The following is a 23,535-nucleotide window of genomic DNA, read 5'->3' on the forward strand; positions in this document are numbered from 1 at the left end:
GCCTTGCACACATATCAAGCCATCCCCGTGAAGTGCGGGTTAGCCGATATGAGGCGGTACGGACATTACGGGCGCATGAACTGGATGATTCGTGTCTGGGTCCTCTCGATTGCCTCGTTTTTTCCGCAGAACTCGCCCTCGATCACGGCGTCCGTGTCGCCCGCCCAGTCCCCGTTGAAGTTGAAGGCCAGGGAGTGGCGGCCGTCCGCCGTCGTCACCGCCTCCGACGTCGAGCCGTGGATGCCGCCGCCATGACCCCAGACCGTGACGCCGCAGCTCAGCTTGCGTTCGATCAGGCCGAGGCCGTAGCCCGCGTTCGGGATGTCGTCGACCTTGACCGTGGTCTTCATCTCGGAGAGCTGCTTCGCGGGGAGCAGCCTGCCCTTCAGCAGGGCCGAGTAGAAGCGGTTGAGGTCGGTGGAGTCGGAGATCATCTCGCCGGCCGAGAAGGCCAGGGACGGGTTGATCTTCGTGACGTCGTAGGTCGGGCCCGTCGCCGTCTCGGCCAGCTTGGAGTAGGCCCGGCTGCTCGGGCCCGGCACCGTCACGCGCGTGCCCGGGACGGAGGTGCCGGTCAGGTGCAGGGGCTTGATGATGCGGTCGCGGACCTCGGCGCCGTAGGAGCGGCCGGTGGCCTTCTCGATCACCATGCCGGCCAGGACGTAGTTGGTGTTGGAGTAGTTCCACGACGTCCCGGGCTCGAAGTCCGGCTTGTGGGTCATGGCGAGGGCGACCAGTTCCCCGGGCTTCTTGGTGTCGTAGCGGTGCTCGAAGAAGCCGTCCTTCAGGAAGTAGGTGCGGCCGAAGTCCTCGTCCGCCGTGTAGTTGAAGATGCCGCTGGTGTGGTTGAGGAGCCGGCGGAGGGTGATCCGGCTGCCGTCGTGGCCGTTGCCCCGTACCGTCCCCGGCAGCCACTTCTCCACCGTGTCGTCCAGCGACAGCCTGCCCTCCGCCTCCAGCTGGAGCAGCACCGTGGACACAAAGGTCTTGGTGATGCTGCCCACCCGGTAGCGGTCGTCCGCCGAACGCGGCTTCCCTGTCTTGAGGTTGCCGACGCCCGGTGTCGCCGACCAGCTGCCGTGGCCGTCCTTCGCGGTCAGCGTCACGCCGGGGACGCCCGCCGTGACCGCCGCCTCGGCGGCCTTCCGGGTCGCCTCGTGGCCGGTGCCGGCGGGCGCCGCCGCCAGCGCGGGGGCCGCGAGGGCCACCGACAGCGCCACCGCCGTCGTGGCCACGACGGCCGTGCGGGTCGTACGTACGCTCATGTCTCTCCCCCTTCTGCACGCTCTCGTCGAGCGTGGTCGCGGGGAGAGACCGGGCGTCGCTTGCGAAGGTTGAAGCGGGATGGGGCAGTTGAGCGCGATTCAGCCCTTCTTGAGGACCAGTTCCGTGTTGCGGTCCTTACGCTCGCCGCCCAGCTTCGTGCTCGCGCCGGGGGCGTTCAGGGACAGCTCCCGGTAGAGGGCGGCCAGGCCCGTCTGGGAGAGGTCGGTGAAGCTGGTGCGGTGCGGGGCCGAGGACTCGATCAGCGTGGTGAACAGCGAGATCGTGCCGTCGTTGTTGTCCACCACCTCGATGATCCGGGCGAGTTGGGGGAAGTCCACGTGGGAGGCGGTGGAGATCTCCCAGAAGGAGCGCCCGCCGGCGGCGGTGTGCGGGGTGATGACGTTCTTGTGGATGTGGCCGTTCACCCAGGCGAGGACATTGCGGTGGCTGCCGAGCAGCTTGAGCACCTCGGCGCCGCCGACACGCCGGTCGTTCGGGCGGGCCGGGTCGCGGCGCAGGTTGTCCATCGTCTCGCTGGTGTGATGGCTGAAGACGATCGCGTACGAGTCCTTGTTGTCGCGCAGCGTCTTGTCCAGCCACTTGAACTGGGCCGCCCCGATGGACCCTTCGTAGTGGCCGCCCGGGTCGGTGGTGTCCAGGCTGATGCCGATGACGTCGTCGGCGATGCGGAAGCTGTAGTACTGGGTGCCCGCGTCCAGGTTGGCCGTCGAGTAGCCGTGACCGACCGGGCCGTGGCCGCGGTGGGCCGGGTCCAGGTGGGCCCGGAGGTAGTCCTTGGGCGTGAACGGGGCGCGGCTCTCGTCCGGCGTGACCGAGCGCATCGAGCGGGCGTGGGCCTTGAGGAAGTCCTTGAAGACGGTGCCCCTCGGGTCCTTGTCCTGCTTGAGGGAGTCCTGGAGCTTCTTGGCGTCCGCGGCGGACACGTTCATCAGCTTCTTGCCGCCGACGGCGAGGTCGGTGAGGTAGGAGTCGCTGTGCGAGGCGTACGTGCCGAGCGGCATCGCGTCGTGGTTGCCGACGGTCGAGTACCAGGGGATGTTCAGGCCGGGGCTGCGCATCTGGCGGATCGCGGCGGCCAGGTAGCCCTCGATGTGCGGGAAGCCGAGCTGCTTGTCGGCGTCGCGGACGGTGTCGTCGGCCTGCCAGTACTGCTTCAGTCCGCTGTTCTGGACGCCTTCGTAGTGCCGCGGGTCACCGGTGTTCGGGGTGACGCGGCCACCGCTCATCACCGTGAGGAACCAGTCCAGCTCGGACTTGCAGTTGTTGTCCGTGTTGTCGCCGGTGGTCATGGCGAAGTGGAGCGGGGCGCCGGTGACGGGGGCGCCCCGCAGCGCGTTGATCCGCTCGACGAGCGCCACCGCGCCGGGCACGGTCAGTGCCTCCTGCGGGCGCCAGGCGTGCACGTCCGTCGAGCGCAGGTACTCCAGCCGGAGCGGGTGCTGGGCGTCGATCAGGTGCAGGTCCGTGAGCTGGACGAAGGCGGCGAGCGCCGTACGCCGGCCCTCGCGCCCCGACTTGGCCGCCGCGAGGTTCTCCCGGACGACCCGCTTCCAGCCGGGACCGTCGGCGAGCCGGCGGTAGCCGCCGCTGCCCTGCGGGGTGGCGACGCCCGCGACGGTGGTGCCGCGGGTGTACGGGGCGAGGGCGACCGGCACCCTGCGGGAGGCGCCCACGGGGGCCTCGGCAGCGGCGGCATCGGCCGCGCCGGCGTTCGGCGCGCTCGCGGCGCTGTGGGTGGTGGCGGCCTCACTGTCCGTGGGCCGCAGGGCGTAGCCGACGCCCGCGGAGAGTGTCACCGCACCGGTGGCGGCGAGCAGGGTACGGCGGTGGACCCCCAGCGCGGAGCTGGCGACAGAGCGTATGCGCGACATGGCGCGATCTCCCCGAGTGCGAACGCGTCGGCAGTGGACGCGGGGCGGTCGCTGACGCGAACGGCCCGCTCACTGTGGATCGTTGGCACCGGGAATGACCTGCGCATGAACATGACGGCAACGCGCAGCGCCGATCACCGTACGTCGATCTCGGACTACCTTCCGCGTCCACGACCGCTCCTCGAACGGCCGGGACGCGGTCACTCCGTGTTCATCTTCCGGGGTAGTGAAGCCAAGCGCTCCGCTGGATGAGCCGTGATGGGCCGTCGTTCGTCCGCGGCGCCGTCGCGGCTGGTCGCGCCCACGCGGCGGAGCCGCAATCGATACAGCCCCGCGCCCCTGGGCGGCGCTGCCGAACCGCAGTTGACTCCACCAGGTCCGCTCAGCTCCCGGTGGCTTCGATCCGCCCCGTCGCCGAACGCTCCCGCCACAGCGACAACCTGGGGAAGACCCGGTGGGAGGAGTCGATGCCGAGCAGCGCGGTCGGCAACGAGCGAGGAGGAATTGTCCGTCACGAACGCATATGACGTAGGCCGCCACCCTCAACTTCTTCCGCACATACAGACATTAACGTCCGCGGGTGGCTTGCCCCTCTTTGTCACTGATCTCCCCCTAGGTCAATAGCGGGTTTTCCCCAGCCGTCCATTTCGATTCGGTCAACTCTTCCCAAACATCCTTCCCTTGCATAAAGCTGTGCGGTCATCCGGGATCACATACCGGACGCCCCGTTGCTCCTTTACCAACAAGGGATGCCGATGACCCTCACCCCCCAGCGCGATCCGAAGCCGGGCCCGAGACGCGCGGCCCGCATAGCCGTGGCCGCCGGTCTCGTCGCCGCGCTCTCCGCAGCAGGGCCGATACCCATGGCGATAGCCGTGGACCCCGCGCCCGCCGCGGCGGACCCGAGCGTCAAGTCCGCGCACGACAAGCTCGGTTCGGACGACGCCGACCTGCTCGCCGAGGCGAAGGCCGACGGCGCCAAGAACGTCACGATGATGGTCGCGACCGCGCCCGGCCAGACCGAGAAGGTCGCCGAGCAGCTGGACGCGGTCGGCTCTGTGGGCCGTACCTACGACAAGCTCGGTTACGTCCGGGCCACCGTCCCCACCGGCAAGGCCGACTCGGCCATCGCCGCCGCGGCGAAGCTCTCCTCGGTGCACGGCATCGACCTGCGCGAGGAGATACCCCTGGACGACCCCGCCGTAGACACGAAGAAGTCGACGGCCGCCGCCACCTCGTACACCGGCCCCAGTAACAAGACCCCGGCCGCGAACCCGTACAACCCGTCCTTCGAGACGGGCTCCGTGGACTTCGTGAAGGAGAACCCGAAGGCGGACGGCCGCGGCATCACCATCGGCATCCTCGACTCCGGCATCGACCTCGGCCACCCGGCGCTGCAGAAGACCACCACCGGTGAGCGGAAGATCGTCGACTGGGTCACGGCCACCGACCCGCTCGTCGACAGCGACCGCACCTGGCGCCCGATGGTGACCTCCGTCTCCGGGCCCAGCTTCACCTACAGCGGCAAGACCTGGACGGCCCCGGCGGGCTCGTACCAGGTGAGCACCTTCCTGGAGTCGTACACCACGGGGGGCGACGCGGCGGGCGACGCCAACCGCGACGGCGACAAGACCGACTCGTGGGGCGTGCTGTACGACGCCGCGAACGGCACGGTCCGGGTCGACCTCAACAACAACTACGACTTCGGTGACGACACCCCGATGAAGCCGTACAAGGACGGCTACCAGATCGGGTACTTCGGCACCGACAACCCGGCCACCGACGTCACCGAGCGTCAGCCGTTCGTCGTGCAGATCCGCAAGGACGTGCCGATGGACCCGCTGGGCGGGGACTGGGTCGGCCAGAAGCGCGACTTCGTCAACATCGGCGTCATCGAGTCCGAGCACGGCACGCACGTCGCCGGCATCACCGCCGCGAACGGCCTGTTCGGCGGCAGGATGAACGGGCAGGCCCCCGGCGCGAAGCTCGTCGCCTCCCGTGCCTGCACCTGGACCGGCGGCTGCACCAACGTCGCGCTCACCGAGGGCATGATCGACCTCGTCGTGAACCGTGGCGTCGACATCGTCAACATGTCGATCGGCGGTCTCCCGGCACTGAACGACGGCAACAACGCCCGCGCCGAGCTGTACACGCGCCTGATCGACACCTACGGCGTCCAGCTCGTCATATCCGCCGGCAACTCCGGCCCCGGCGCCAACACCATCGGCGACCCGAGCCTGGCGAGCAAGGTCATCTCGGTCGGCGCGACGGTCTCCAGGGAGACCTGGGCCGCCAACTACGGCTCGGTCGTGTCCAAGCCGTACGCGATGATGCCGTTCTCCTCGCGCGGCCCGCGTGAGGACGGCGGCTTCACCCCGACACTCTCCGCGCCGGGCGCCGCGATCAACACCATCCAGACCTGGCTGCCGGGCGCCCCGGTCGCCGAGGCGGGCTACACCCTCCCGGCCGGCTACGGCATGCTCCAGGGCACCTCGATGGCGTCCCCGCAGGCGGCGGGCGCGTCGGCGCTGCTCCTGTCGGCCGCCAAGCAGAAGGGCATCGCCCTCACCCCGGCGAAGCTGCGCACCGCGCTCACGTCGACCGCCGACCACATCAAGGGCGTTCAGGCGTACGAGGAGGGTGCCGGCCTCATCAACATCGAGGACGCCTGGGACTCCATCCGCGACGGCGCCACCGCCCACGAGTACACGGTGAAGGCACCGGTCGACACCGCGATCGACCAGTTCCTGAAGACCCCGGGCTTCGGCACGGGCGTCTACGACCGCGAGGGCGGCCTGAAGGCCGGGCAGAAGAAGACGTACGACGTCACCATCACGCGTACGTCCGGCGCGGACCGGGCGATCCGGCACGAGCTGAGCCTCGGGAACAACGCCGGTGACACCTTCCGCATCGCCGGTTCGGACGAGATCAGCCTCGGCCTGAACAAGCCGGTCACCGTGAAGGTCTCCGCGAAGCCGTCCTCGGCCGGTATCAAGAGCGCGATCCTGGAGGTCGACGACCCGCGCACCGAGGGCATCGACAAGCAGGTCCTCAACACGGTCGTGGTCTCCGCGCCGCTGAAGTACACGTACTCCGCGTCCGGTTCGACGCAGCGCAACAGCACCAAGTCGTACTTCGTGACCGTCCCCGAGGGCGCGAAGTCCCTTGAGGTCGCGATCGGCGGGCTGAAGGACAAGAGCCAGACCCGGTTCATCGCCATCCACCCCTACGGCGTCCCGTCGGACACCACGGGCACCCCGTTCTGCTACAACAACTACCTCGCCGGCAACGGCTGCAAGCCGGACGTGCGTTCCTACGCCGACCCGCAGCCCGGCGTCTGGGAGATCGAGGTCGAGTCGCGCCGTACGTCGCCGCTGCTCGACAACCCGTACAAGCTGGACGTCACCGTCCTCGGCGCGGCCTTCGACCCGGAAACCGTGACCGTCCCCGAGGCCAAGGTCGGCACTCCGGCCGCCGTCTCCTGGAAGGTGACCAACAACTACGCCGCCCTCGACGGCAAGCCGGCCGGCGGCCCGCTCGGCTCGTCGAAGACGGCGCGCCCGGACATCACCGAGGGCGTCACGCAGACCACCACGGTCGACGTGCCCGAGGGCGCGACCTCGCTCGACGTCTCCATCGGCAACGTCTCCGACGCGGCCGCCGACCTCGACCTGGTCGTCTACGACGCGGCCGGCACCGAGGTCGGCAGCTCCGCCGACGGTGACTCGGAGGAGGCGGTCTCGGTCGCGAACCCGGCCGCCGGGAAGTACAGCGTCGAGGTCATCGGCTACTCGGTGCCGAGCGGCTCGACGGCCTACGACTACCTGGACGTGTTCTTCTCCCCCGCGCTCGGCACCGTGTCCGTCGGCGACGCGCCGGTGAAGCTCGGCACGGGCGAGTCGGCCACCGTCTCCGGCAGCGTCACGGCGCTGGCGCCCGCGCCGGAGGGCCGCGAGTTCTTCGGCCAGGTCCAGCTGCTGAACGCGCGCGGCACCGTCGCGGGCGTGGGCAGCGTGAAGATCGAGAAGGTCATTCCGTAGTCCATCGGTACGGCAGTGGGGCGGGCGTCCGTGCGGGCGCCCGCCCCTTGTCGTTCAGCCTTGTCGTTCAGCAGCCGCGCTCCCGTGCCTCGGGCAGCGAGGCGGTGATCCAGGCCCGTTCGGGGGCGATGTCCTGCTCGCCGACGGCCCAGAAGTCGGGCTCGCGGGCGCCCCGCGGGATACCGATGAGCACCTTGTCGCCCTTGCGCAGGCCGGGGACGAGGTTCTCGTCGACGACGAACGTCAGCTCCTGCTCGCCCTGGTCCGGCAGGTAGTAGCGGGTCATGTCCAGGGTGACGCGCAACGAGGCCGTGCCGGGGAGCTGTTCGACGGAGGTGGCCCGCCCTTCGGCCACCAGGCGGGAGCAGGCGAGGTACTGCGGGCCGCCGAAGGCGGTATCGCCGGACTGCTGGGAGGGCATGGCCTTGTCCGCGCTGCTCGCCCCCGCGTCGGAATCGGCGCCGCCCCCGGCCTGCGTCACCAGCCAGCCCATGCCCACCAGCACGGACGCGGCTGCCGCGACGGCGAGGGAGCCGAAGGCGACGGTGCGGATCCGGCGCCGGACGCGGGAGGGCTGTCGCACGGGGACGGGCTCGGGCAGCGGTGGCGGTGGTTCGGCGAGCGCGTGCCCGATGATGCCCAGCTGCTCCCGCAGCAGGGCAAGGTCGGCTGCGGCGGAGCTGTGCTCGGCCATGAAGGCGGCGTCCGCCCGGGCCTCGTCGGACAGCGGTTCACCGGTGATCGCGGCCATCAGCGCGTCGGCGCCGCGGCCCTGGTTCTCGGCGGTCATGTCACACCACCTCGTCCTCGTGCAGGCGGGCGCGCAGGGCCCGTACCGCCGTGTGCAGCCTGCTCTTGACCGTGCCCTCCGGGATGCCGAGTTCCTCGGCGATGTCCCGCACGGGCAGGTCCCCGTAGAAGCGCAGGACGAGGACCTGACGCTGGGCGTCGGGCAGTTCGTCCAGGCCCCGGGCGACGGCGAGCGAGAGCAGGCTGGTGTCCTCGCCGGAGGGGTGCTCGGTCTGGCGCAGGGAGGCGAGCCGTTCGCCGAGGCGTTCCTGGCGCTTCTTGGCCCGGTGCCAGTCCATGGCGAGGTTGGAGGCGACGACCGCCGCCCACGCCGACACGTCCCGCGGCGCCTCACGTCCGCTCGCGGCCCGCTCCAGCAGCCGCAGGCGTACCTGCTGTACCCCGTCCGGCAGGTCCGCCTGCGGCACACCGCCGAGCGCGAGCACCGCCCTTACCCGACGCTCCTGGGCCGCGTCCAGGGGATCGGTGTGATCGACCTCCTGGGCACGGCGGGCCTTTCTGCGCAGCACAAGCCACCCCCTCACCGCGTTTCCTCTACGACGCCGCAGCGCACGAAAACGTTCGGCCGGTTCGTCGGGAGTTTCCGCGAGGTGTACGTCACACCTTCGCGCGGGCGCAGCACAGCTTGCGGCACGAGAGCCCCGTAGGCCGAATTTCTGCAGCTCAGCATGGGTGCGGACGGGAGTTCCGGTACCGTCCGGCCAGGCGGGGTGTCCCGGTCGGCGGGTATGAAGCGCAAAGAATTGGACAGGCGGACCGGGGTCGGCCGCATGATGGAAAGGCCGCAGACATGCACGAACGCCTAGAGGGAGTCGCCGTGAGGGTCGGAATCGTCGGAGCCACCGGTCAGGTCGGCACGGTCATGCGCAGGATCCTCGTGGAGCGGGACTTCCCGGTCACCGAGCTGCGCCTGTTCGCCTCGGCCCGTTCGGCGGGGACGGTCCTTGACGGCGTGACGGTGGAGGACGCGGCGACGGCCGACTACTCCGGCCTGGACATCGTGCTGTTCTCGGCGGGCGGCTCGACCTCGAAGGCACTGGCGCCGAAGGTCGCCGCGCAGGGCCCCGTGGTGATCGACAACTCCTCGGCGTGGCGCCGCGACCCCGAGGTCCCGCTGGTCGTCTCCGAGGTGAACCCGCACGCGATCACCGACCGCCCCAAGGGCATCATCGCCAACCCGAACTGCACGACGATGGCCGCGATGCCGGTGCTGAAGCCGCTGCACGCCGAGGCCGGCCTTCAAGCCCTCGTCGTCGCCACCTACCAGGCCGTCTCCGGCTCCGGTCTGGCCGGCGTGGACGAGCTGTTCGAGCAGGTCAAGAAGGTCGGCGACGACGCGCCGAAGCTGACCCACGACGGCTCGGCGGCGGAGTTCCCCGAGCCGCACAAGTACGTCGCGCCGATCGCGTACAACGTCCTGCCGCTGGCCGGCTCCCTCGTCGACGACGGTCTGCACGAGACCGACGAGGAGCAAAAGCTCCGCCACGAGTCCCGCAAGATCCTGGAGATCCCAGAGCTGAAGGTCTCCGGCACCTGCGTGCGCGTCCCGGTCTTCTCCGGCCACTCCCTCCAGGTCAACGCCCGCTTCGCCGCCCCGATCAGCGTGGAGCGCGCCAAGGAGCTGCTGGCCGGCGCCCCGGGCGTGGCCCTCACCGAGGTCCCGACCCCGCTGCAGGCGGCCGGCCAGGACCCGTCCTACGTGGGCCGCATCCGCCAGGACGAGACGGTCGAGCACGGCATCGCCCTGTTCATCTCCAACGACAACCTGCGCAAGGGCGCTGCGCTGAACGCGGTGCAGATCGCGGAGTTGGTGGCGGCGGAGCTGAAGGGCTGACGCCGGTAGGCATGCGAAAGGGGCGCCCGCCGGTGAACGGTGGGCGCCCCTTCGTCGTGCTCAGAGGTCGAGATGCAGGCGAAGGGCCGCGTCGATCTGCGCCATGCGCTGACGGGGCACCGCCCCGATCGGCCGCAGCAGCCGGTCCTTGGCGAGAGCGCGGACTTGCTCGCACTGCACCTTGGAATCCTTGAGGAGACCGCCCTCCCCCGCGGGAAGCAGCACCTGGAACGGATGGACGCGGGACGTGTTGGTCGTCAGGGGAACCAGCGTCACGACGCCTCGCCCGGTTCGCTCCACGGCCGCATTGGCACCGTCGTTCGAGACGATCACCGCCGGACGGGCCTTGTTGGCCTCGCTGCCGCGCACCGGCTCGTAGTCGACGAGGTAGATGTCACCGCGCTTCATCGGTCAGCCCGTCCCCCGAGAACTGGTCCCAGAACTCGGCGTCCTCGCTGCCGTCCCACTCGGCGAACGCCTCGGCGTACTCCTGCTCCAGATGAGCCCGTCGCAGCAGCTCGATGGCGTCGTGTATCACCGCGGACCGGGAGTCCGCCGACTTCTTCGCGACGTACTCGTCGACGAACGCAACATCCTCCTGGGGAAGACTCACACTGATCTTCATACCCTCAGCATAACAGTGGGCGAAAAACGGTACTACCCCTAGTGCTACCGCTCGGGAGCTACCCCTTGCGTACCTCAAAGAGGAAGCACCCGTACTCCACAGCCCGCACATGCACGAACGCCACCGTCGGATCGGCGAACGCCTCCGCGAACGCCTCCTCGAATCCCCCCGGCTCCACCAGCTGCCCCCCGAGGATCCGCCCCTCCCCCGAGTAGCGGCGCACGGTCCGGTGCGCGTCGGCGAAGGGCAGCGCGCCCCCGTCGGGACCCCCGCACTCCTCGGCGTGAATGAACACGGGCCCCTGCTCGTCGTACGCCCCGGGATCGACCCCGCCCTCCGCCGCCCAGCGCCGCAGCGGGGCGTACGAGACCAGGGCGATCCGCTCGCCGGACGTGCTGCGGCGCAAGCAGCAACGCAGCGGCGCCCCGCCCTCCTCGTCGGTCACGGGAACCGTGCGGCGCCCGGCGTCGTCGGCGGAGCGCAGCTCCTTCAGGGTCGTCGGACCGATGGCGTGTACCAGAGGTGTCGTCATGCCCCCAGCCTCACGCGCGCACGCCCCGCCGACCGGCGGTTAACGGACATCGCGCTGCGCACAGGTCCCATGGAAGGATGACCGAACCCATACATATCGAGGAGATGACCGCGTGCCTGGCACAAACCTGACTCGCGAAGAGGCGCAGCAGCGGGCGAAGCTGCTCACCGTTGACTCGTACGAGATCGATCTCGACCTCTCCGGCGCGCAGGAGGGCGGCACCTACAGGTCCGTGACCACGGTGCGCTTCGACGTCGCTGAGAACGGCGTCGACTCCTTCATCGACCTCGTGGCGCCGGCCGTCCACGAGGTGACGCTCAACGGCGACCCGCTCGACGCGGACGAGGTCTTCAAGGACTCCCGGATCGCGCTGCCGGGTCTGCTGGAGGGCCGCAACGTCCTGCGGGTCGTCGCCGACTGCGCGTACACCAACACGGGCGAGGGCCTGCACCGCTTCGTCGACCCCGTCGACCAGCAGGCGTACCTCTACACCCAGTTCGAGGTGCCCGACGCCCGCCGCGTCTTCGCGTCCTTCGAGCAGCCCGACCTGAAGGCGACCTTCCAGTTCACCGTGAAGGCCCCCGAGGGCTGGACGGTCATCTCCAACTCGCCCACCCCGGAGCCCAAGGACAACGTCTGGTCCTTCGAGCCGACGCCGCGCATCTCGACGTACATCACCGCGCTCATCGTCGGCCCGTACCACTCCGTGCACAGCGTGTACGAGAAGGACGGCCAGAGCGTCCCGCTGGGCATCTACTGCCGTCCGTCGCTCGCCGAGTTCCTCGACTCGGACGCCATCTTCGAGGTGACCCGGCAGGGCTTCGACTGGTTCCAGGAGAAGTTCGACTTCGCGTACCCGTTCAAGAAGTACGACCAGCTGTTCGTGCCGGAGTTCAACGCGGGCGCGATGGAGAACGCGGGCGCGGTGACCATCCGCGACCAGTACGTCTTCCGCTCGAAGGTGACGGACGCCGCGTACCTGGGCCGGGCCGAGACCATCCTGCACGAGCTGGCCCACATGTGGTTCGGCGACCTGGTCACCATGGAGTGGTGGAACGACCTGTGGCTGAACGAGTCGTTCGCCACCTACACCTCCATCGCCTGCCAGGCGCACGCCCCCGGCTCGCGCTGGCCGCAGGCATGGACCACGTTCGCGAACCAGATGAAGACGTGGGCGTACCGCCAGGACCAGCTGCCGTCCACGCACCCGATCATGGCGGAGATCCGCGACCTGGACGACGTGCTCGTCAACTTCGACGGCATCACCTACGCCAAGGGCGCCTCCGTCCTCAAGCAGCTCGTGTCGTACGTCGGCCAGGACGAGTTCTTCAAGGGCGTCCAGGCGTACTTCAAGCGGCACGCGTTCGGCAACACGCGTCTGTCCGACCTGCTGGGCGCCCTGGAGGAGACCTCCGGCCGCGACCTGAAGAGCTGGTCGAAGCTGTGGCTGGAGACGGCCGGCATCAACATCCTGCGCCCCGAGATCGCGACGGACGCCGACGGTGTGATCACGTCCTTCGCGATCCGCCAGGAGGCCCCGGCCCTGCCGGCGGGCGCGAAGGGCGAGCCGACGCTGCGTCCGCACCGCATCGCGGTGGGCCTGTACAACCTGGATGCCGAGTCCGGGAAGCTGCTGCGCGACGAGCGCATCGAGCTGGACGTGGACGGCGAACTGACGGCCGTACCGCAGCTGTCGGGCACCCGTCGGCCGGACGTGATCCTGCTCAACGACGACGACCTGTCGTACGCGAAGGTCCGCCTGGACGAGGAGTCCCTCGCCTTCGTCACCGAGCACCTCGGCGACTTCGAGGCCTCCCTCCCCCGTGCCCTGTGCTGGGCGTCGTCCTGGGACATGACGCGGGACGCCGAGCTCGCCACCCGCGACTACCTCTCCCTGGTCCTGTCGGGCATCGGCAAGGAGTCCGACATCGGCGTCGTGCAGTCGCTCCAGCGCCAGGTGAAGCTGGCGATCGAGCTGTACGCCGCCCCGGCCACCCGCGAGGCCCTGCTGACCCGCTGGACGGACGCCACGCTGGCCCATCTGCGCGCGGCCGAGCCGGGCGGCGACCACCAGCTGGCGTGGGCGCGCGCGTTCGCCGACGCGGCCCGTACGCCGGAGCAGCTGGACCTGCTGGAAGGGCTGCTGGACGGCTCCCAGACGATCGAGGGCCTGGCCGTCGACACGGAGCTGCGCTGGTCGTTCGTGCAGCGCCTCGCGGCGGTGGGCCGCTTCGACGAGGCGGAGATCGCGGGCGAGTACGAGCGGGACAAGACGGCCGCCGGTGAGCGTCACGCCGCCACGGCCCGCGCCGCCCGGCCGACCCCGGAGGCCAAGGCCGAGGCCTGGTCGTCGGTCATCGACTCCGACAAGCTGCCGAACGCCGTCCAGGAGGCGGTGATCGGCGGCTTCGTCCAGACCGACCAGCGTGAACTGCTCGCCCCCTACAGCGACAAGTTCTTCGAGGTGGTCAAGGGCGTCTGGGACTCCCGCTCCCACGAGATCGCCCAGCAGATCGCGGTCGGCCTGTACCCGGCGCTGCAGATCTCCGAGGAGACCCTGGCCAAGACGGACACCTGGCTGACCTCGGCCGAGCCGAACGCGGCCCTGCGCCGGCTGGTCTCGGAGTCGCGGGCGGGCGTCGAGCGCGCGCTGCGGGCTCAGGAGGCGGACGCGGCGGCCGAGTAGTCGCAGCTCCGCGCGAGGGGCGTCAGGTGCTCAAGGCACCGGGCGCCCCTCGCGCGTACGCGACGCCGCTTCCCGCAGCGCCCTCACCACCCGCCCCACCGCCGGCGCGTCCTCCCCACCCTTGCGCACCGCCGCCACCACATGCCGAACCGGCCGCTCCTCCCCCAGCTCCCGCATCACGACCCCGTCCCGGGCCACCGCAACCATCCGGGGCACCAGCGCCACCCCCATCCCCGCCTCCACCATCGCCAGGATCGCCGTCCAGCCGGCCGCCGAATGCCCCTGCCGGGGACTGAACCCGGCCGCCTCGCACGCTCCGCGCGTGATGTCCGACCAGGGCCCGCTCCCGCCGAAGATCCAGTCCTCCCCGGCGAGGTCGGCCAGCCGCAGCTCCGTCACGGCCGCGCGCGCATGCCCCCTCGGGAGGGCGACGTCCAGCGGGTCCGCGAGCAGTTCGACCCGGGTGAACCGCGCGTCCCCGACCGCCGGGGCCTGCGCGGCGAGGGACAGCGCAAGGTCCACCTCACCGGCGGCCAGCAGCTCGTACGCCTCCCCGGCCTCCGCCTCCCGCACCCGTACGACCACCCCGGGTGCCGTCTCCCGCAGCGCCCGCACGGCCGGTACGACCAGCGCGGGCACCGCCGTGGAGAAGGCCCCCACCCGCACCTCGCCGACCTCGCCGTGCCGATACGCCGCCAACTCCGCGTCCGCCCGCTCCAGTTGCTCGAACACCGCCTCGGCGTGCCGCAGCACCAGCCGCGCCGCGTCGGTCAGCCGCACCCGCCGCCCCTGCGCCTCCAGCAACGGCACCCCGACCTGCTTCGCGAGGTTCGTCAGCTGCTGCGACACCGCCGACGGCGTCATCCGCAGCGCCTCGGCCGTCGCCGTCACGGTTCCCCGCTCCCGCAACGTCCGCAGGATCTGCAGCTTCCGGATGTCCCACTCGACCATGGCGGAAACCTACGTCACCGACGCCCCGCGGCCCCCAGGACGACCCCGCCCAGGATCAGCGCCATGCACAGTGCCTGAGCCATGCCGGTCGCCTCGCCGAGCACCGCCCAGGACAGCAGGGACACGCACACCGGCTGGAGGTAGTAGACGAGCCCGGCGCGGCTCGGTCCGACCAGCGCGATCGCCCGGTTCCAGGCGAAGAAGGCGACGGCGGAGGAGGCGACCGCGACATACAGGATCGGCAGCACGGTGGCGGGCGTCACCGCGAAGCCGCCCTGTACCGCCAGGCTCACTCCCTGCGCGGGCAGCAGCAAGGCCGTGCCGACCAGGAACGTGGTGAACAGGAAGGCCGTACCGCCCAGTTCGGCCGGCTTGCGCCGCAGCAGGCCGCTGTACGACCCGAAGCAGCAGGCCGCCGCCACCATCCACAGGTCCCCCGCCGCGAACCGGGCCCCGCCCGCACCGCCCCCGATCAGCAGCACCACACCCGCACAGGCCACCAGCAGCCCCGCGACCCGGCGCGCGCCCAGCCGTACCCCCGACGCCCGCTCGAACAGAGCCATCAGCACCGGCGACGCGGCCATGATCATGCCCATGTTGGCGGCGGGCGTCGTCAACCCGGCTTGGTTGACGAGGGTGTTGTAGCCGGTGACGCCGAGGAGCGAGGCGAGCAGCACGAAGCCGAGGTGCCGGCGGATCGACTCCCGTTGCCGCCATGCCTGCCGTGCGCCGAACGGGGCCACCACGGCCAACGCCACCAGCCACCTCCAGAACGCCTGCTGCACCGGCGGCACGCTGTCGTGCAGTGCGCGGGAGGTGACGAAGCTGCCGGACCAGACGACGGTCGCGAGGGCGGCGAGTGCGATCCCGAGGACGGGGGCGGGGGCGGTACGCAATGAGGTCCTTTCGACGGGCGGTGACGGCGACGCGTCCACCGTCGCAGCGCGCCATCCGTCACGTCCATCGAATCTTTTCGAGCATTCCTTTCAGGAGAACTGAAAGGTCAGTCCGGTCTCGATCGCCGCCGCGTCCGCGTCGTCCGCCGCCCACGCCACGTATCCGTCGGGCCGCACGAGCACGGCCGTACGGCGCTCGCTCGCCCAGCGCTCCACGGCCGGCAGGTTCCCGCCGCCGCTCCGGCTCCCGTACGACTCCTGCGCGGCCCGCGGAGCGATCAGCACGAACTGCCCGCCGCGCAGCGCCTCGTACAGGCGCCCGCGCTCCAGGGCCACGTCCGGCATACGGGTCCCGACCAGGCGGTGGGCGCCGCGCGGGGCGGGGTACCGGTAGCCGATGCCGGAGATCTGGGCCAGGGCCTTCGTCCGGGCGGGCCGGGCGGCGTTCGCGAAGGCGGAGACGAGAGCGCGTACGGCGCGCAGTGCAGGGTTCTGTGCCCGGGCCAGCCGGACCAGCCCGCCGCTGCTGCGCAGCACCGCCTTGCCGACGGGGTGGCGCTCGGCGTGGTAGGTGTCCAGGAGGCCCTCGGACGCCTGGCCCTTGACGACCGCGGCGAGCTTCCAGCCCAGGTTGGCCGCGTCCTGCAGGCCGGTGTTCATGCCCTGGCCGCCGGCCGGTGAGTGGACGTGCGCGGCGTCGCCGGCCAGGAAGACCCGGCCGACCTGGTAGCGCGGCACCTGACGCTCGTCGCTGTGGAAGCGGGACAGCCAGCGGGCGTCGTGCATGCCGTAGTCGGTGCCGAGGGCGCGCCGGGTGACGTCCTTGACCTCGTCGAGGTCGAGCGGGGCGTCGTCGGCGACCTCGTGGTCGCGGTTCCAGCCCATGACGCGGTACCAGCCGTCGCCGAAGGAGGCGATCATCGCGAAGGCGTTGCCCGCGCCGTTGACGGTGAGGACGCCGTCCGGCCGCTCGGCGAGCCGGACGTCCGCCAGGAACAGGGACTTGATGACGGCGACGCCGGGGAAGGGCAGGCCGAGCGCCTGGCGTACGGCGCTGTGGTGGCCGTCCGTGCCGACGACGTAGGCCGCGCGCCGGGTGACGACCGTCCCGTCCGGGCCGCGCACGTCGAGGTCGACCCCGTCGGCGTCCTGCCGCAGCCCGACGACCTCGCTCTCGTGGCGGAAGTCCACGCCGAGCTCGCGCGCCCGCCGCTCCAGCAGCCGCTCGACCTCGTACTGCGGGGTGATGAGCAGGAACGGGAAGCGGGACGGCAGCGTGCCGAGGTCGAGGGAGAGCCGGCGGAACAGGCGCAACCGGGTGATGGTGCTACCGGTGGCGATCAGCTCGTCGGCGAGATCGCGGGCATCGAGCTGCTCCAGGGTGCGGGCGTGCACGCCGAAGGCGCGGGAGAGGTTGCTGATCTTGCGGGGGCGCCGCTCGACGAGGGTGACGGGGACGCCGACGGCGGCGAGGTCACCTGCCAGGAGGAGGCCGGTGGGGCCGGAGCCGACGACGATCACGGTGTTGTTGGTGCCGATGCCAGTGCCGGTGCCGGTGCCGGTGCCGTTCATGGTGGCCTCCTGGGTGCCAACGCTTGCTTGCCAACGTTTGTCTGCCAACGTTTGTTTGCCAACGACTGTTGGTCAACGCTTGTTGGCAACCGTAGGACGGAGGCATCAAGGTGTCAACACTTGTTGGCCTACACGCGTTGACCTACGATTGTTGGCATGAACCAGCGCACCTCCGGGCCCAACGCCCCGCCCCGCCGCTCGGACGCCACACGCACCGCGATTCTCGACGCGGCCCGCGAGCGCTTCGCCGCCGACGGCTACGAGCGCGCCACCATCCGCGCCATCGCCAAGCACGCGAACATCGATCCGTCGATGGTGATGCGCTACTACGGCAACAAGGAGGGCCTCTTCGCGGCGGCCGTGGCCATCGATCTGCGGCTGCCGGAGCCGGGTTCCCTGAACCGGGACGAGGTCGGCCGGGCGCTCGTGACGCACTTCCTGGACATGTGGGAGGAGAACGAGGTGCTCACGGCGCTGCTCCGGGTGGGCGCGACCAACCAGGCCGGGGCCGAGCGTATGCAGGGCATCTTCGCGGACCAGTTGCTGCCGCTGGCCCGCCGGGTGTGCCCCGATCCCGAGCAGGCCCCGGCACGGGCCGCGCTGGCGTCGTCACAGCTGCTCGGGCTGGCGCTCACGCGCTATGTGCTGCGCTTCGAGCCGGCCGTGGCGCTGGCCCCCGAGGAGCTCGTGGCCTGGCTGGCGCCCACGGTGCAGCGGTACCTGACCGCGCCGTACCCGGCGTAGAACGCGTCGAGGGCGCCGGCCTCGTCGTCATACGGCGGATGCGCGTATGTGACGACGGGGCCGGCGCCCTCGACGGAAGCAGGGATCGGGCGAAAACGCCCTGATCAGGCCTTCGCCTTGGCCTTGGCCTTCGGCTGGCGGTCCGTGGAGCGGTCCAGGACCATCACGAGGCCCACGATGACGAAGAAGATCACGGCCGGGGCAATGACGAACTGGGCCAGCGTCTCCATGACGGTCAGACCCTGACCGGGATCGTCGCCGTCGTCACGCGCGAGCGCGAGCGCAGGGGACGACATCAGCAGCATCATCAGCGTCGTACCGGCAGCCAGGGCGCCGGCGCGCAGGGCGTTCTTCTTGTCCACGGGGCCAAAGTATCGAACGACGGAAAGGCCCGCGCGCCCGGGGTGCCGTATGAGGCCCATCTCCCCCGGCCGCCCCGTCACCTCCGCCGTCCGGCTCCGCCCCGCAGCACCTCGACCAACCCCCACAGCCGGGCCGACCCCGCCAGCTCCTCCAGCGTCATCGGCCTGCCGTCCGCGTCGGCGATCGGCAGCCGCCAGTTCGGGTACTGGTCCCAGGTCCCCGGCAGGTTCTGCGGGCGGCGGTCGCCCACGCCGTCCGGGAGCCAGACGCCGATCATCCGGGCCGGGGTGCGCAGCAGGAAGCGGTGGACGGCCTGGATCTCGGCTTCCTCCTCCGAGGCGCAGTGCCCGCCGCGCGCACCCCGCAGCAGCCCCAGCCGGGACAGCAGCTCCAGCCACTCGCCGGTGTCCGCCGCGGCCAGCGCGCGCTCCTGGTCCAGCGGCCCGGTCAACAGGCCCAGACTGTCGCGGAGTTCGACGTGCTCACCGGTGAGGCGGGCCGCGGTGGACGGCAGGTCGTGGGTGGTGGCGGTGGCGAGGCAGTCGGCGCGCCAGGACTCCGGCGGCAGGGGGCGCCCGTCGCCGCCCCAGTCCCGCTCGAACCACAGCACGGAGGTCCCGAGCACACCCCGCGACCGCAGCGCCTCGCGCACCCCCGGCTCCACGGTGCCGAGGTCCTCCCCGATGACGACCGCCCCGGCCCGCGCTGCCTCCAGCACCAGGATCGCGAGCATGGCCTCGGCGTCGTAGCGGACGTACGTCCCCTGAGTCGGCGTCTGCCCCTGCGGCACCCACCACAGCCGGAACAGCCCCATGACATGGTCGATGCGCAGGGCGCCCGCGTACCGGAAGAGCGCCCGCAGCAGACGGCGATACGGCTCGTACCCGGACTCGGCGAGCCGGTCCGGCCGCCAGGGCGGCAGTCCCCAGTCCTGGCCGCGTGCGTTGAAGGCGTCCGGCGGCGCGCCGACCGACATCCCGGCCGCGAAGTACTCCTGCTGCGCCCAGGCGTCCGCGCCATCGGGATGCACCCCGACCGCCAGGTCGTGCACGATCCCGACGGGCATCCCCGCTTCCCGCGCGGCCCGCTGGGCGGCGGTCAGCTGGCCGTCGGTGAGCCAGGCGAGCCGGCAGTGGAAGTCGACCCGGTCCATCAACTCGCCCCGCGCGCGGGCCGTTTCGGGCGAGCGGGGATCCCGTAGCCCCCGGGGCCAGCGCTGCCAGTCCGAGCCGTGCACCTCGGCCAGCGCGCACCAGGTGGCGTGGTCCTCCAGCGCGTCCCCTTCCTGCGCGAGGAAGTCGACGTACGCGGCCCGCCGCCCGGGTCCGAGCGGCACCTCGCGCACCAGCTCCAGCGCCTCGCGCTTGGCCTCCCAGACCGCGTCCCGGTCGATCAGCGCGCCCTTCTCCAGCACCGCCGCCCGCAGCTGTCCGCCCCGCTCCAGCAGTGCCCGCACCCGCGCGCGGTCCTCGACGTAAGCGAACTCGGGCACGTCCTCGACCCGCAGGTGCACGGGGTCGGGGAAGCGGCGGGAGGACGGGCGGTAGGGCGAGGGGTCGGTCGGGGTTCCGGGTACGGCCGCGTGCAGCGGGTTGACCTGGACGAACCCGGCGCCGAGCGCCCGGCCGGCCCAGGTGGCCAGTTCGGCGAGGTCACCGAGGTCGCCCATGCCCCAGGAGTGGCGGGAGAGCAGGGAGTAGAGCTGGACGAGGAGGCCGTAGGAACGTCCGGTGGGGGTGGGCAGACGGGGCGGGGCGACGACGAGATGGCTGGTCGTCGTACGGCCGTCCGTCGTGGTCACGGTCATGCGGTGGACGCCGGGTGGGAGCCGGTCGACGGCGTCCCGGGTCTCGCCCTGCTCGGTCTCGATGTGCAGCCGGGTGCCGGACGGCAGCGCGGCCAGCGCCTCGGGCTCGGCCCCGCTCCAGCACACCACCGTCGGCGGCAGCAGCCGCTCCCGCAGTTCGCGGTCCCGCGCGGCGAGCGCGGCAGCGACGGCGGCGGGTGCGCTCGCGTCCACGTCGAGGGCGGCCAGGGCGAGGGTGAGCGCGGTCGCGGAGGCCGTGACCGTGCTGTCGGCGGACGGCTGGAAGGAGGTGGCGACGCCGTGCAGCTCGGCGAGCCGGGACAGATCTTCGGAAGGGGGGTTCCCGGGACCCTCGAAATCTTCGGGGCCCTCGGATCCTTCGGCAGGGGCTTCGGCCGACCGCTGCGCTGTCATCTACGGCCTCGTGGAGTCCATGTCCATACCGGTGTCCATACCCAGGTCCCAGGTCGCTGCCTCACTCGTCAGCGGAGCGGCGTCGGCGAGCGGCGGCTCACTGGTGAGGGGCTCGGCGTCCGGGAGGGGTGGTTCGCTGGTGAGGGGGGCTTCGGCGCAGGCGCCCTCGGCGCTGAAGACGCAGTCGTGCATCTCGGGCTCGATGGGCGCCTCAGGTTTCGACTGGGCCGGGAGCAGAACGTGCGCCGATGCTGCGGCCACGGGGGCCTCCTCTTCGGTTGGGGTGTACAGGGTTACCGCAGCCCCCTACCCAGCAGGCGCGGTGGCAGACGTACAGAGGGGAACAACGTGCCTCTCGTCACATTCTGTTCCGCCGCTCAAGTCTTCCGAGACCAGTTCGGAGACCAGTTCAGGCCTCACTATTCACTCAGTACATGTACTCAGTACATAATGATCGCCATGAGCACCCGCCACATCCTGTTGGGCCTGCTCGCCACGGGGCCGAGCCATGGCTACGACCTCAAGCGACGCCACGACGAACGGTTCCCGCAGGCCCGTCCGCTGGCCTACGGGCAGGTCTACACGACCCTGCAACGGCTGGTCCGCGACGGGCTCGCCGAGATCGACGGCACCGACTCGGACGGCGGGCCGGAGCGGACCATGTACCGCTCGACGGACGACGGAACACGCGAACTGGCCGAGTGGGCCGGGGAGATCGCGCCGCCGGCGCCGTTCGTGACGAACGAGATCTTCGCCAAGGTCGTCGTGTCGATCCTGTCCGGCGGCGATCCGGAGGCCTATCTACGGGCCCAGCGCGCCGCCCACATGGCCCGGATGCGGGAGCTCACGGCGCTCAAGACGGCGCCCGGCGCCGATCTCGCGTCGGTGCTCTCGGCCGACTACGCCCTCAACCACCTCGACGCCGACCTCCGCTGGATGACGACCACGGCGGCCCGGCTCACCACCCTGACCGCGGAGGTCGACTCAGCATGAGCAACGAAGCGGGAGGCGCGACAGCGCTCCTGACGGCCCGTGACCTCGTCAAGGCACACGGCAGGACCGAGGCCCTGCGCGGCGCCTCGGTCGCACTGCGGCCCGGCGAGATCCTCGCCGTCACCGGCGCCAGCGGCAGCGGGAAGTCCACGCTGCTGCACTGCCTGGCCGGCATCGTCCGCCCGGACGCCGGCTGCGTGACGTACGGCGGGGAGCGGCTCGACCAGTTGCCCGAGCAGCGGCTGAGCGAGCTGCGGCGTACGGAGTTCGGGGTGGTCTTCCAGTTCGGCCAGCTGATCCCGGAGCTGACGGCCCTGGACAACGTCGCCCTGCCGCTGATGCTGGCGGGCACCTCCCGCAAGGACGCCCAGGCTCGGTCCGGCGAATGGCTGGAGCGGTTCGGCGTACGAGGGCAGGAGGCGCTGCGGCCCGGCGAGATGAGCGGCGGCCAGGCCCAGCGGGTGGCCCTGGCCCGGGCCCTGGTCACCGGCCCGAAGGTCGTCTTCGCGGACGAGCCGACCGGGGCGCTGGACTCCCTGGCGAGCGAGCAGGTGATGACGGCCCTCACGCACACGGCCCGCGAGTCGGGCACGGCGGTGCTGCTGATCACGCACGACGCCCAGGTGGCGGCGTACGCGGACCGTGAGGTCGGGCTGGCCGATGGCACCGTGCTGCCGGTGGAGGTGGCGGCATGAGAGCCGACGTCCGGCTGGCCTGGCTGCTCACCCGGGGTTCCGACCGGCGGGAGTGGTGGCGGATCACGCTCACGGCGATCGGGGCGGCGTTCGCGACCGGCATCGGACTGACGGTCGCCGCTGTCGCCTCGATGCGGGGGCAGTACTCCGTCTCCGTCGGCGCCGGACTGCTCGACCACGCCAGTGACCGGCAGGGCGTGATCATCACGCTGTTGCTGCTGTTGGTCCCGGTGCTCGGGTTCCTCGGGCAGTGCGCCCGTGTGGGGGCGGTGCACCGGGACCGCCGACTGGCCGCGCTGCGGCTCGCGGGGGCCACACCCCGTCAGGTCCGGCGGATCGCGGCGCTGGAGGCGGGGCCGGCCTGCCTGGTCGGTTCGGCGGTGGCCACCGTCTTCTCCGTCCTCCTGCTGCTGCGCGTGTGGCAGCACCCCGAGCCCCTGGCATGGCTCGGCATCGCCCTGGTCGCCGTGGCCGTACCGGTGCTGGGCACGGTGGTGAGCGCGCTGTCGCTGCGCCGGGTGGTGGCCTCGCCGTTGGGCTGGGTGCGGCGGGTGCGGCCGACGCGGGGGCCGGGGCGGGCGTTCCTCGCGGTGACCGGGCTGCTCGCGGTCACGACCCTGTCCCTGGGCCTGACCACCATGTTCGGCAACCCCCTCGAATTCGCCTTCGGTCCGCTGGCGGTGTTCACCCTGTGCCTGCTGACCGGCGCCTCGGCCGTGTGGCTGGCGGGCTGGTCGTCCCGGCGGCTGGGCACCGCGCTCGCCGCCCGTGCCCAGCGTCCGGCGCTGCTGATCGCGGCCGAGCGGCTGCGTGACGACCCGTGGGCGGCGGCCCGTACGCATGCGGCGGTGTTGCTGGTGACCGTCGTGGGCACGGCGTTCGTCGGCATCCGCGCGGTGCTGCTGCACGTCGTGGCCCACACCGAATACCTGGCGGAGAACAGGTCTTACTACACCACCGGCCTCGATCTCTCCGGCGCCGCGATCCTCGTCGCCCTGGCGCTGACCCTGTCGGCGCTGGCCGTGGGCACCGCCGAGTCGCTGGCCACCCGCCGCCGGGGACTGGCCGCGCAGGCCGCGGCAGGCGTGCCGCAGAGGGTGCTCGGCCGGGCGCTGCTCCTGGAGACCGCGCTGCCGCTCGCTCCGGCGCTCCTGCTCGCGGGCGCCGGTGGCACGGCGATCTACATGGGCTGGGCCACGATGATCGACGACGCCGCCGGGCCCCTGCCGCTGGTACCGATGCTGGTCCCGGTGGCCGTGTACGCCGTCTGCCTGCTGGCCGCGGCCACGTCACTGCCGTTGCTGCGGCGGTCCGTACGGCCTGCGGAGCTGCGGTACGCGTGAGCTGCCGTAGCGCCTGCCCGTGACGCGACCGCGCTCCCGGGCAGCCGTCCGGCCCCGAGGGCACGGGGGACC

At 71.3% G+C, this 23,535-nt stretch carries 20 protein-coding genes; 7 read left to right on the forward strand and 13 right to left on the reverse strand.

Features of this window, described 5'->3' with window-relative positions; translation table 11 throughout:
• Positions 1–65 precede the first annotated feature (65 nt).
• A complete protein-coding gene (locus tag OG254_RS17345) occupies positions 66–1,265 on the reverse strand; it encodes a serine hydrolase domain-containing protein (protein WP_405582738.1) in 1,200 nt (399 codons plus the stop codon).
• Positions 1,266–1,364: 99 nt separating this feature from the next.
• Complete coding sequence (locus tag OG254_RS17350; protein WP_405582740.1) at positions 1,365–3,158, reverse strand: TIGR03767 family metallophosphoesterase; 1,794 nt, start codon at positions 3,156–3,158, stop codon at positions 1,365–1,367.
• 755 nt (positions 3,159–3,913) lie between these two features.
• Here OG254_RS17350 and OG254_RS17355 point away from each other — a divergent pair.
• Positions 3,914–7,198, forward strand: a complete 3,285-nt coding sequence (locus OG254_RS17355; protein ID WP_405582742.1) for a S8 family serine peptidase — start codon at positions 3,914–3,916, stop codon at positions 7,196–7,198.
• 67 nt (positions 7,199–7,265) lie between these two features.
• On the opposite strand, the gene OG254_RS17360 is transcribed toward OG254_RS17355, so the two are convergent.
• Together OG254_RS17360 and OG254_RS17365 are read right to left on the reverse strand one after the other, a co-directional pair.
• The gene (locus OG254_RS17360) at positions 7,266–7,988 is read right to left on the reverse strand and encodes a hypothetical protein (RefSeq protein WP_405582744.1); all 723 of its coding nucleotides are present in this window, start codon (positions 7,986–7,988) and stop codon (positions 7,266–7,268) included.
• A gap of 1 nt (position 7,989) precedes the next feature.
• Positions 7,990–8,517 (reverse strand): RNA polymerase sigma factor, encoded by a 528-nt coding sequence (locus OG254_RS17365; protein ID WP_405595045.1) that lies wholly within the window; start codon positions 8,515–8,517, stop codon positions 7,990–7,992.
• 308 nt (positions 8,518–8,825) lie between these two features.
• Here OG254_RS17365 and OG254_RS17370 point away from each other — a divergent pair, with 308 nt between their 5' ends.
• Positions 8,826–9,842 (forward strand): aspartate-semialdehyde dehydrogenase, encoded by a 1,017-nt coding sequence (locus OG254_RS17370; RefSeq protein WP_405582746.1) that lies wholly within the window; start codon positions 8,826–8,828, stop codon positions 9,840–9,842.
• 60 nt (positions 9,843–9,902) lie between these two features.
• On the opposite strand, the gene OG254_RS17375 is transcribed toward OG254_RS17370, so the two are convergent.
• Genes OG254_RS17375 through OG254_RS17385 form a run of 3 tightly spaced genes read right to left on the reverse strand, consistent with a single transcriptional unit; the run spans position 9,903 to position 10,999 of the window.
• Entirely contained in the window at positions 9,903–10,250 is a 348-nt protein-coding gene (locus tag OG254_RS17375; RefSeq protein WP_405582748.1) for a type II toxin-antitoxin system PemK/MazF family toxin, read from the reverse strand.
• Positions 10,237–10,467: a ribbon-helix-helix domain-containing protein gene (locus OG254_RS17380; protein WP_147999294.1), complete on the reverse strand. Its 231-nt coding sequence runs from the start codon at positions 10,465–10,467 to the stop codon at positions 10,237–10,239. The genes OG254_RS17375 and OG254_RS17380 overlap by 14 nt, the downstream gene beginning before the upstream one ends.
• A 58-nt stretch (positions 10,468–10,525) precedes the next feature.
• Positions 10,526–10,999, reverse strand: a complete 474-nt coding sequence (locus OG254_RS17385) for a DUF1203 domain-containing protein (protein ID WP_405582751.1) — start codon at positions 10,997–10,999, stop codon at positions 10,526–10,528.
• 112 nt (positions 11,000–11,111) lie between these two features.
• Between OG254_RS17385 and pepN the strand changes: the two genes are divergently transcribed.
• A complete protein-coding gene (gene pepN / locus OG254_RS17390; RefSeq protein ID WP_405582753.1) occupies positions 11,112–13,685 on the forward strand; it encodes an aminopeptidase N in 2,574 nt (857 codons plus the stop codon).
• Between the two features lie 30 nt (positions 13,686–13,715).
• Here the strand turns inward: pepN and OG254_RS17395 are convergent, their stop codons facing one another.
• The 3 genes from OG254_RS17395 to OG254_RS17405 all read right to left on the reverse strand — a co-directional run bounded on the left by OG254_RS17395 (position 13,716) and on the right by OG254_RS17405 (position 17,104).
• Positions 13,716–14,636, reverse strand: a complete 921-nt coding sequence (locus OG254_RS17395; RefSeq protein ID WP_405582755.1) for a LysR substrate-binding domain-containing protein — start codon at positions 14,634–14,636, stop codon at positions 13,716–13,718.
• A gap of 14 nt (positions 14,637–14,650) precedes the next feature.
• The gene (locus tag OG254_RS17400) at positions 14,651–15,532 is read right to left on the reverse strand and encodes a DMT family transporter (protein ID WP_405582757.1); all 882 of its coding nucleotides are present in this window, start codon (positions 15,530–15,532) and stop codon (positions 14,651–14,653) included.
• A 90-nt stretch (positions 15,533–15,622) separates the two neighbouring features.
• A complete protein-coding gene (locus tag OG254_RS17405; protein WP_405582759.1) occupies positions 15,623–17,104 on the reverse strand; it encodes an FAD-dependent monooxygenase in 1,482 nt (493 codons plus the stop codon).
• Positions 17,105–17,260: 156 nt separating this feature from the next.
• Here OG254_RS17405 and OG254_RS17410 point away from each other — a divergent pair, with 156 nt between their 5' ends.
• Positions 17,261–17,848: a TetR family transcriptional regulator gene (locus OG254_RS17410; RefSeq protein ID WP_405582761.1), complete on the forward strand. Its 588-nt coding sequence runs from the start codon at positions 17,261–17,263 to the stop codon at positions 17,846–17,848.
• A 104-nt stretch (positions 17,849–17,952) separates the two neighbouring features.
• On the opposite strand, the gene OG254_RS17415 is transcribed toward OG254_RS17410, so the two are convergent.
• The 3 genes from OG254_RS17415 to OG254_RS17425 form a co-directional block, all read right to left on the reverse strand.
• The gene (locus OG254_RS17415) at positions 17,953–18,210 is read right to left on the reverse strand and encodes a hypothetical protein (RefSeq protein ID WP_351191674.1); all 258 of its coding nucleotides are present in this window, start codon (positions 18,208–18,210) and stop codon (positions 17,953–17,955) included.
• A gap of 77 nt (positions 18,211–18,287) precedes the next feature.
• Positions 18,288–20,432 carry a 4-alpha-glucanotransferase gene (gene malQ / locus OG254_RS17420; RefSeq protein ID WP_405582764.1) on the reverse strand — a complete coding sequence of 715 codons (2,145 nt, stop codon included), beginning with the start codon at positions 20,430–20,432 and terminating at the stop codon, positions 18,288–18,290.
• Positions 20,433–20,693 (reverse strand): hypothetical protein, encoded by a 261-nt coding sequence (locus OG254_RS17425; RefSeq protein ID WP_405582766.1) that lies wholly within the window; start codon positions 20,691–20,693, stop codon positions 20,433–20,435. It abuts the gene before it with no gap.
• Positions 20,694–20,891: 198 nt separating this feature from the next.
• Between OG254_RS17425 and OG254_RS17430 the strand changes: the two genes are divergently transcribed.
• The 3 genes from OG254_RS17430 to OG254_RS17440 are packed head-to-tail and all read left to right on the forward strand — an operon-like array spanning position 20,892 to position 23,463.
• Positions 20,892–21,425, forward strand: coding sequence for a PadR family transcriptional regulator (locus tag OG254_RS17430; protein ID WP_351191678.1), 534 nt, complete (start codon positions 20,892–20,894; stop codon positions 21,423–21,425).
• Positions 21,422–22,120, forward strand: coding sequence for an ABC transporter ATP-binding protein (locus tag OG254_RS17435; protein WP_405582768.1), 699 nt, complete (start codon positions 21,422–21,424; stop codon positions 22,118–22,120). The genes OG254_RS17430 and OG254_RS17435 overlap by 4 nt, the downstream gene beginning before the upstream one ends.
• Positions 22,117–23,463 carry an FtsX-like permease family protein gene (locus OG254_RS17440; protein ID WP_405582770.1) on the forward strand — a complete coding sequence of 449 codons (1,347 nt, stop codon included), beginning with the start codon at positions 22,117–22,119 and terminating at the stop codon, positions 23,461–23,463. The genes OG254_RS17435 and OG254_RS17440 overlap by 4 nt, the downstream gene beginning before the upstream one ends.
• Positions 23,464–23,535: the final 72 nt, after the last annotated feature.

The organism is Streptomyces sp. NBC_01092 (assembly GCF_045039535.1).
In the GTDB taxonomy this organism is placed as follows: Bacteria; Actinomycetota; Actinomycetes; order Streptomycetales; family Streptomycetaceae; genus Streptomyces.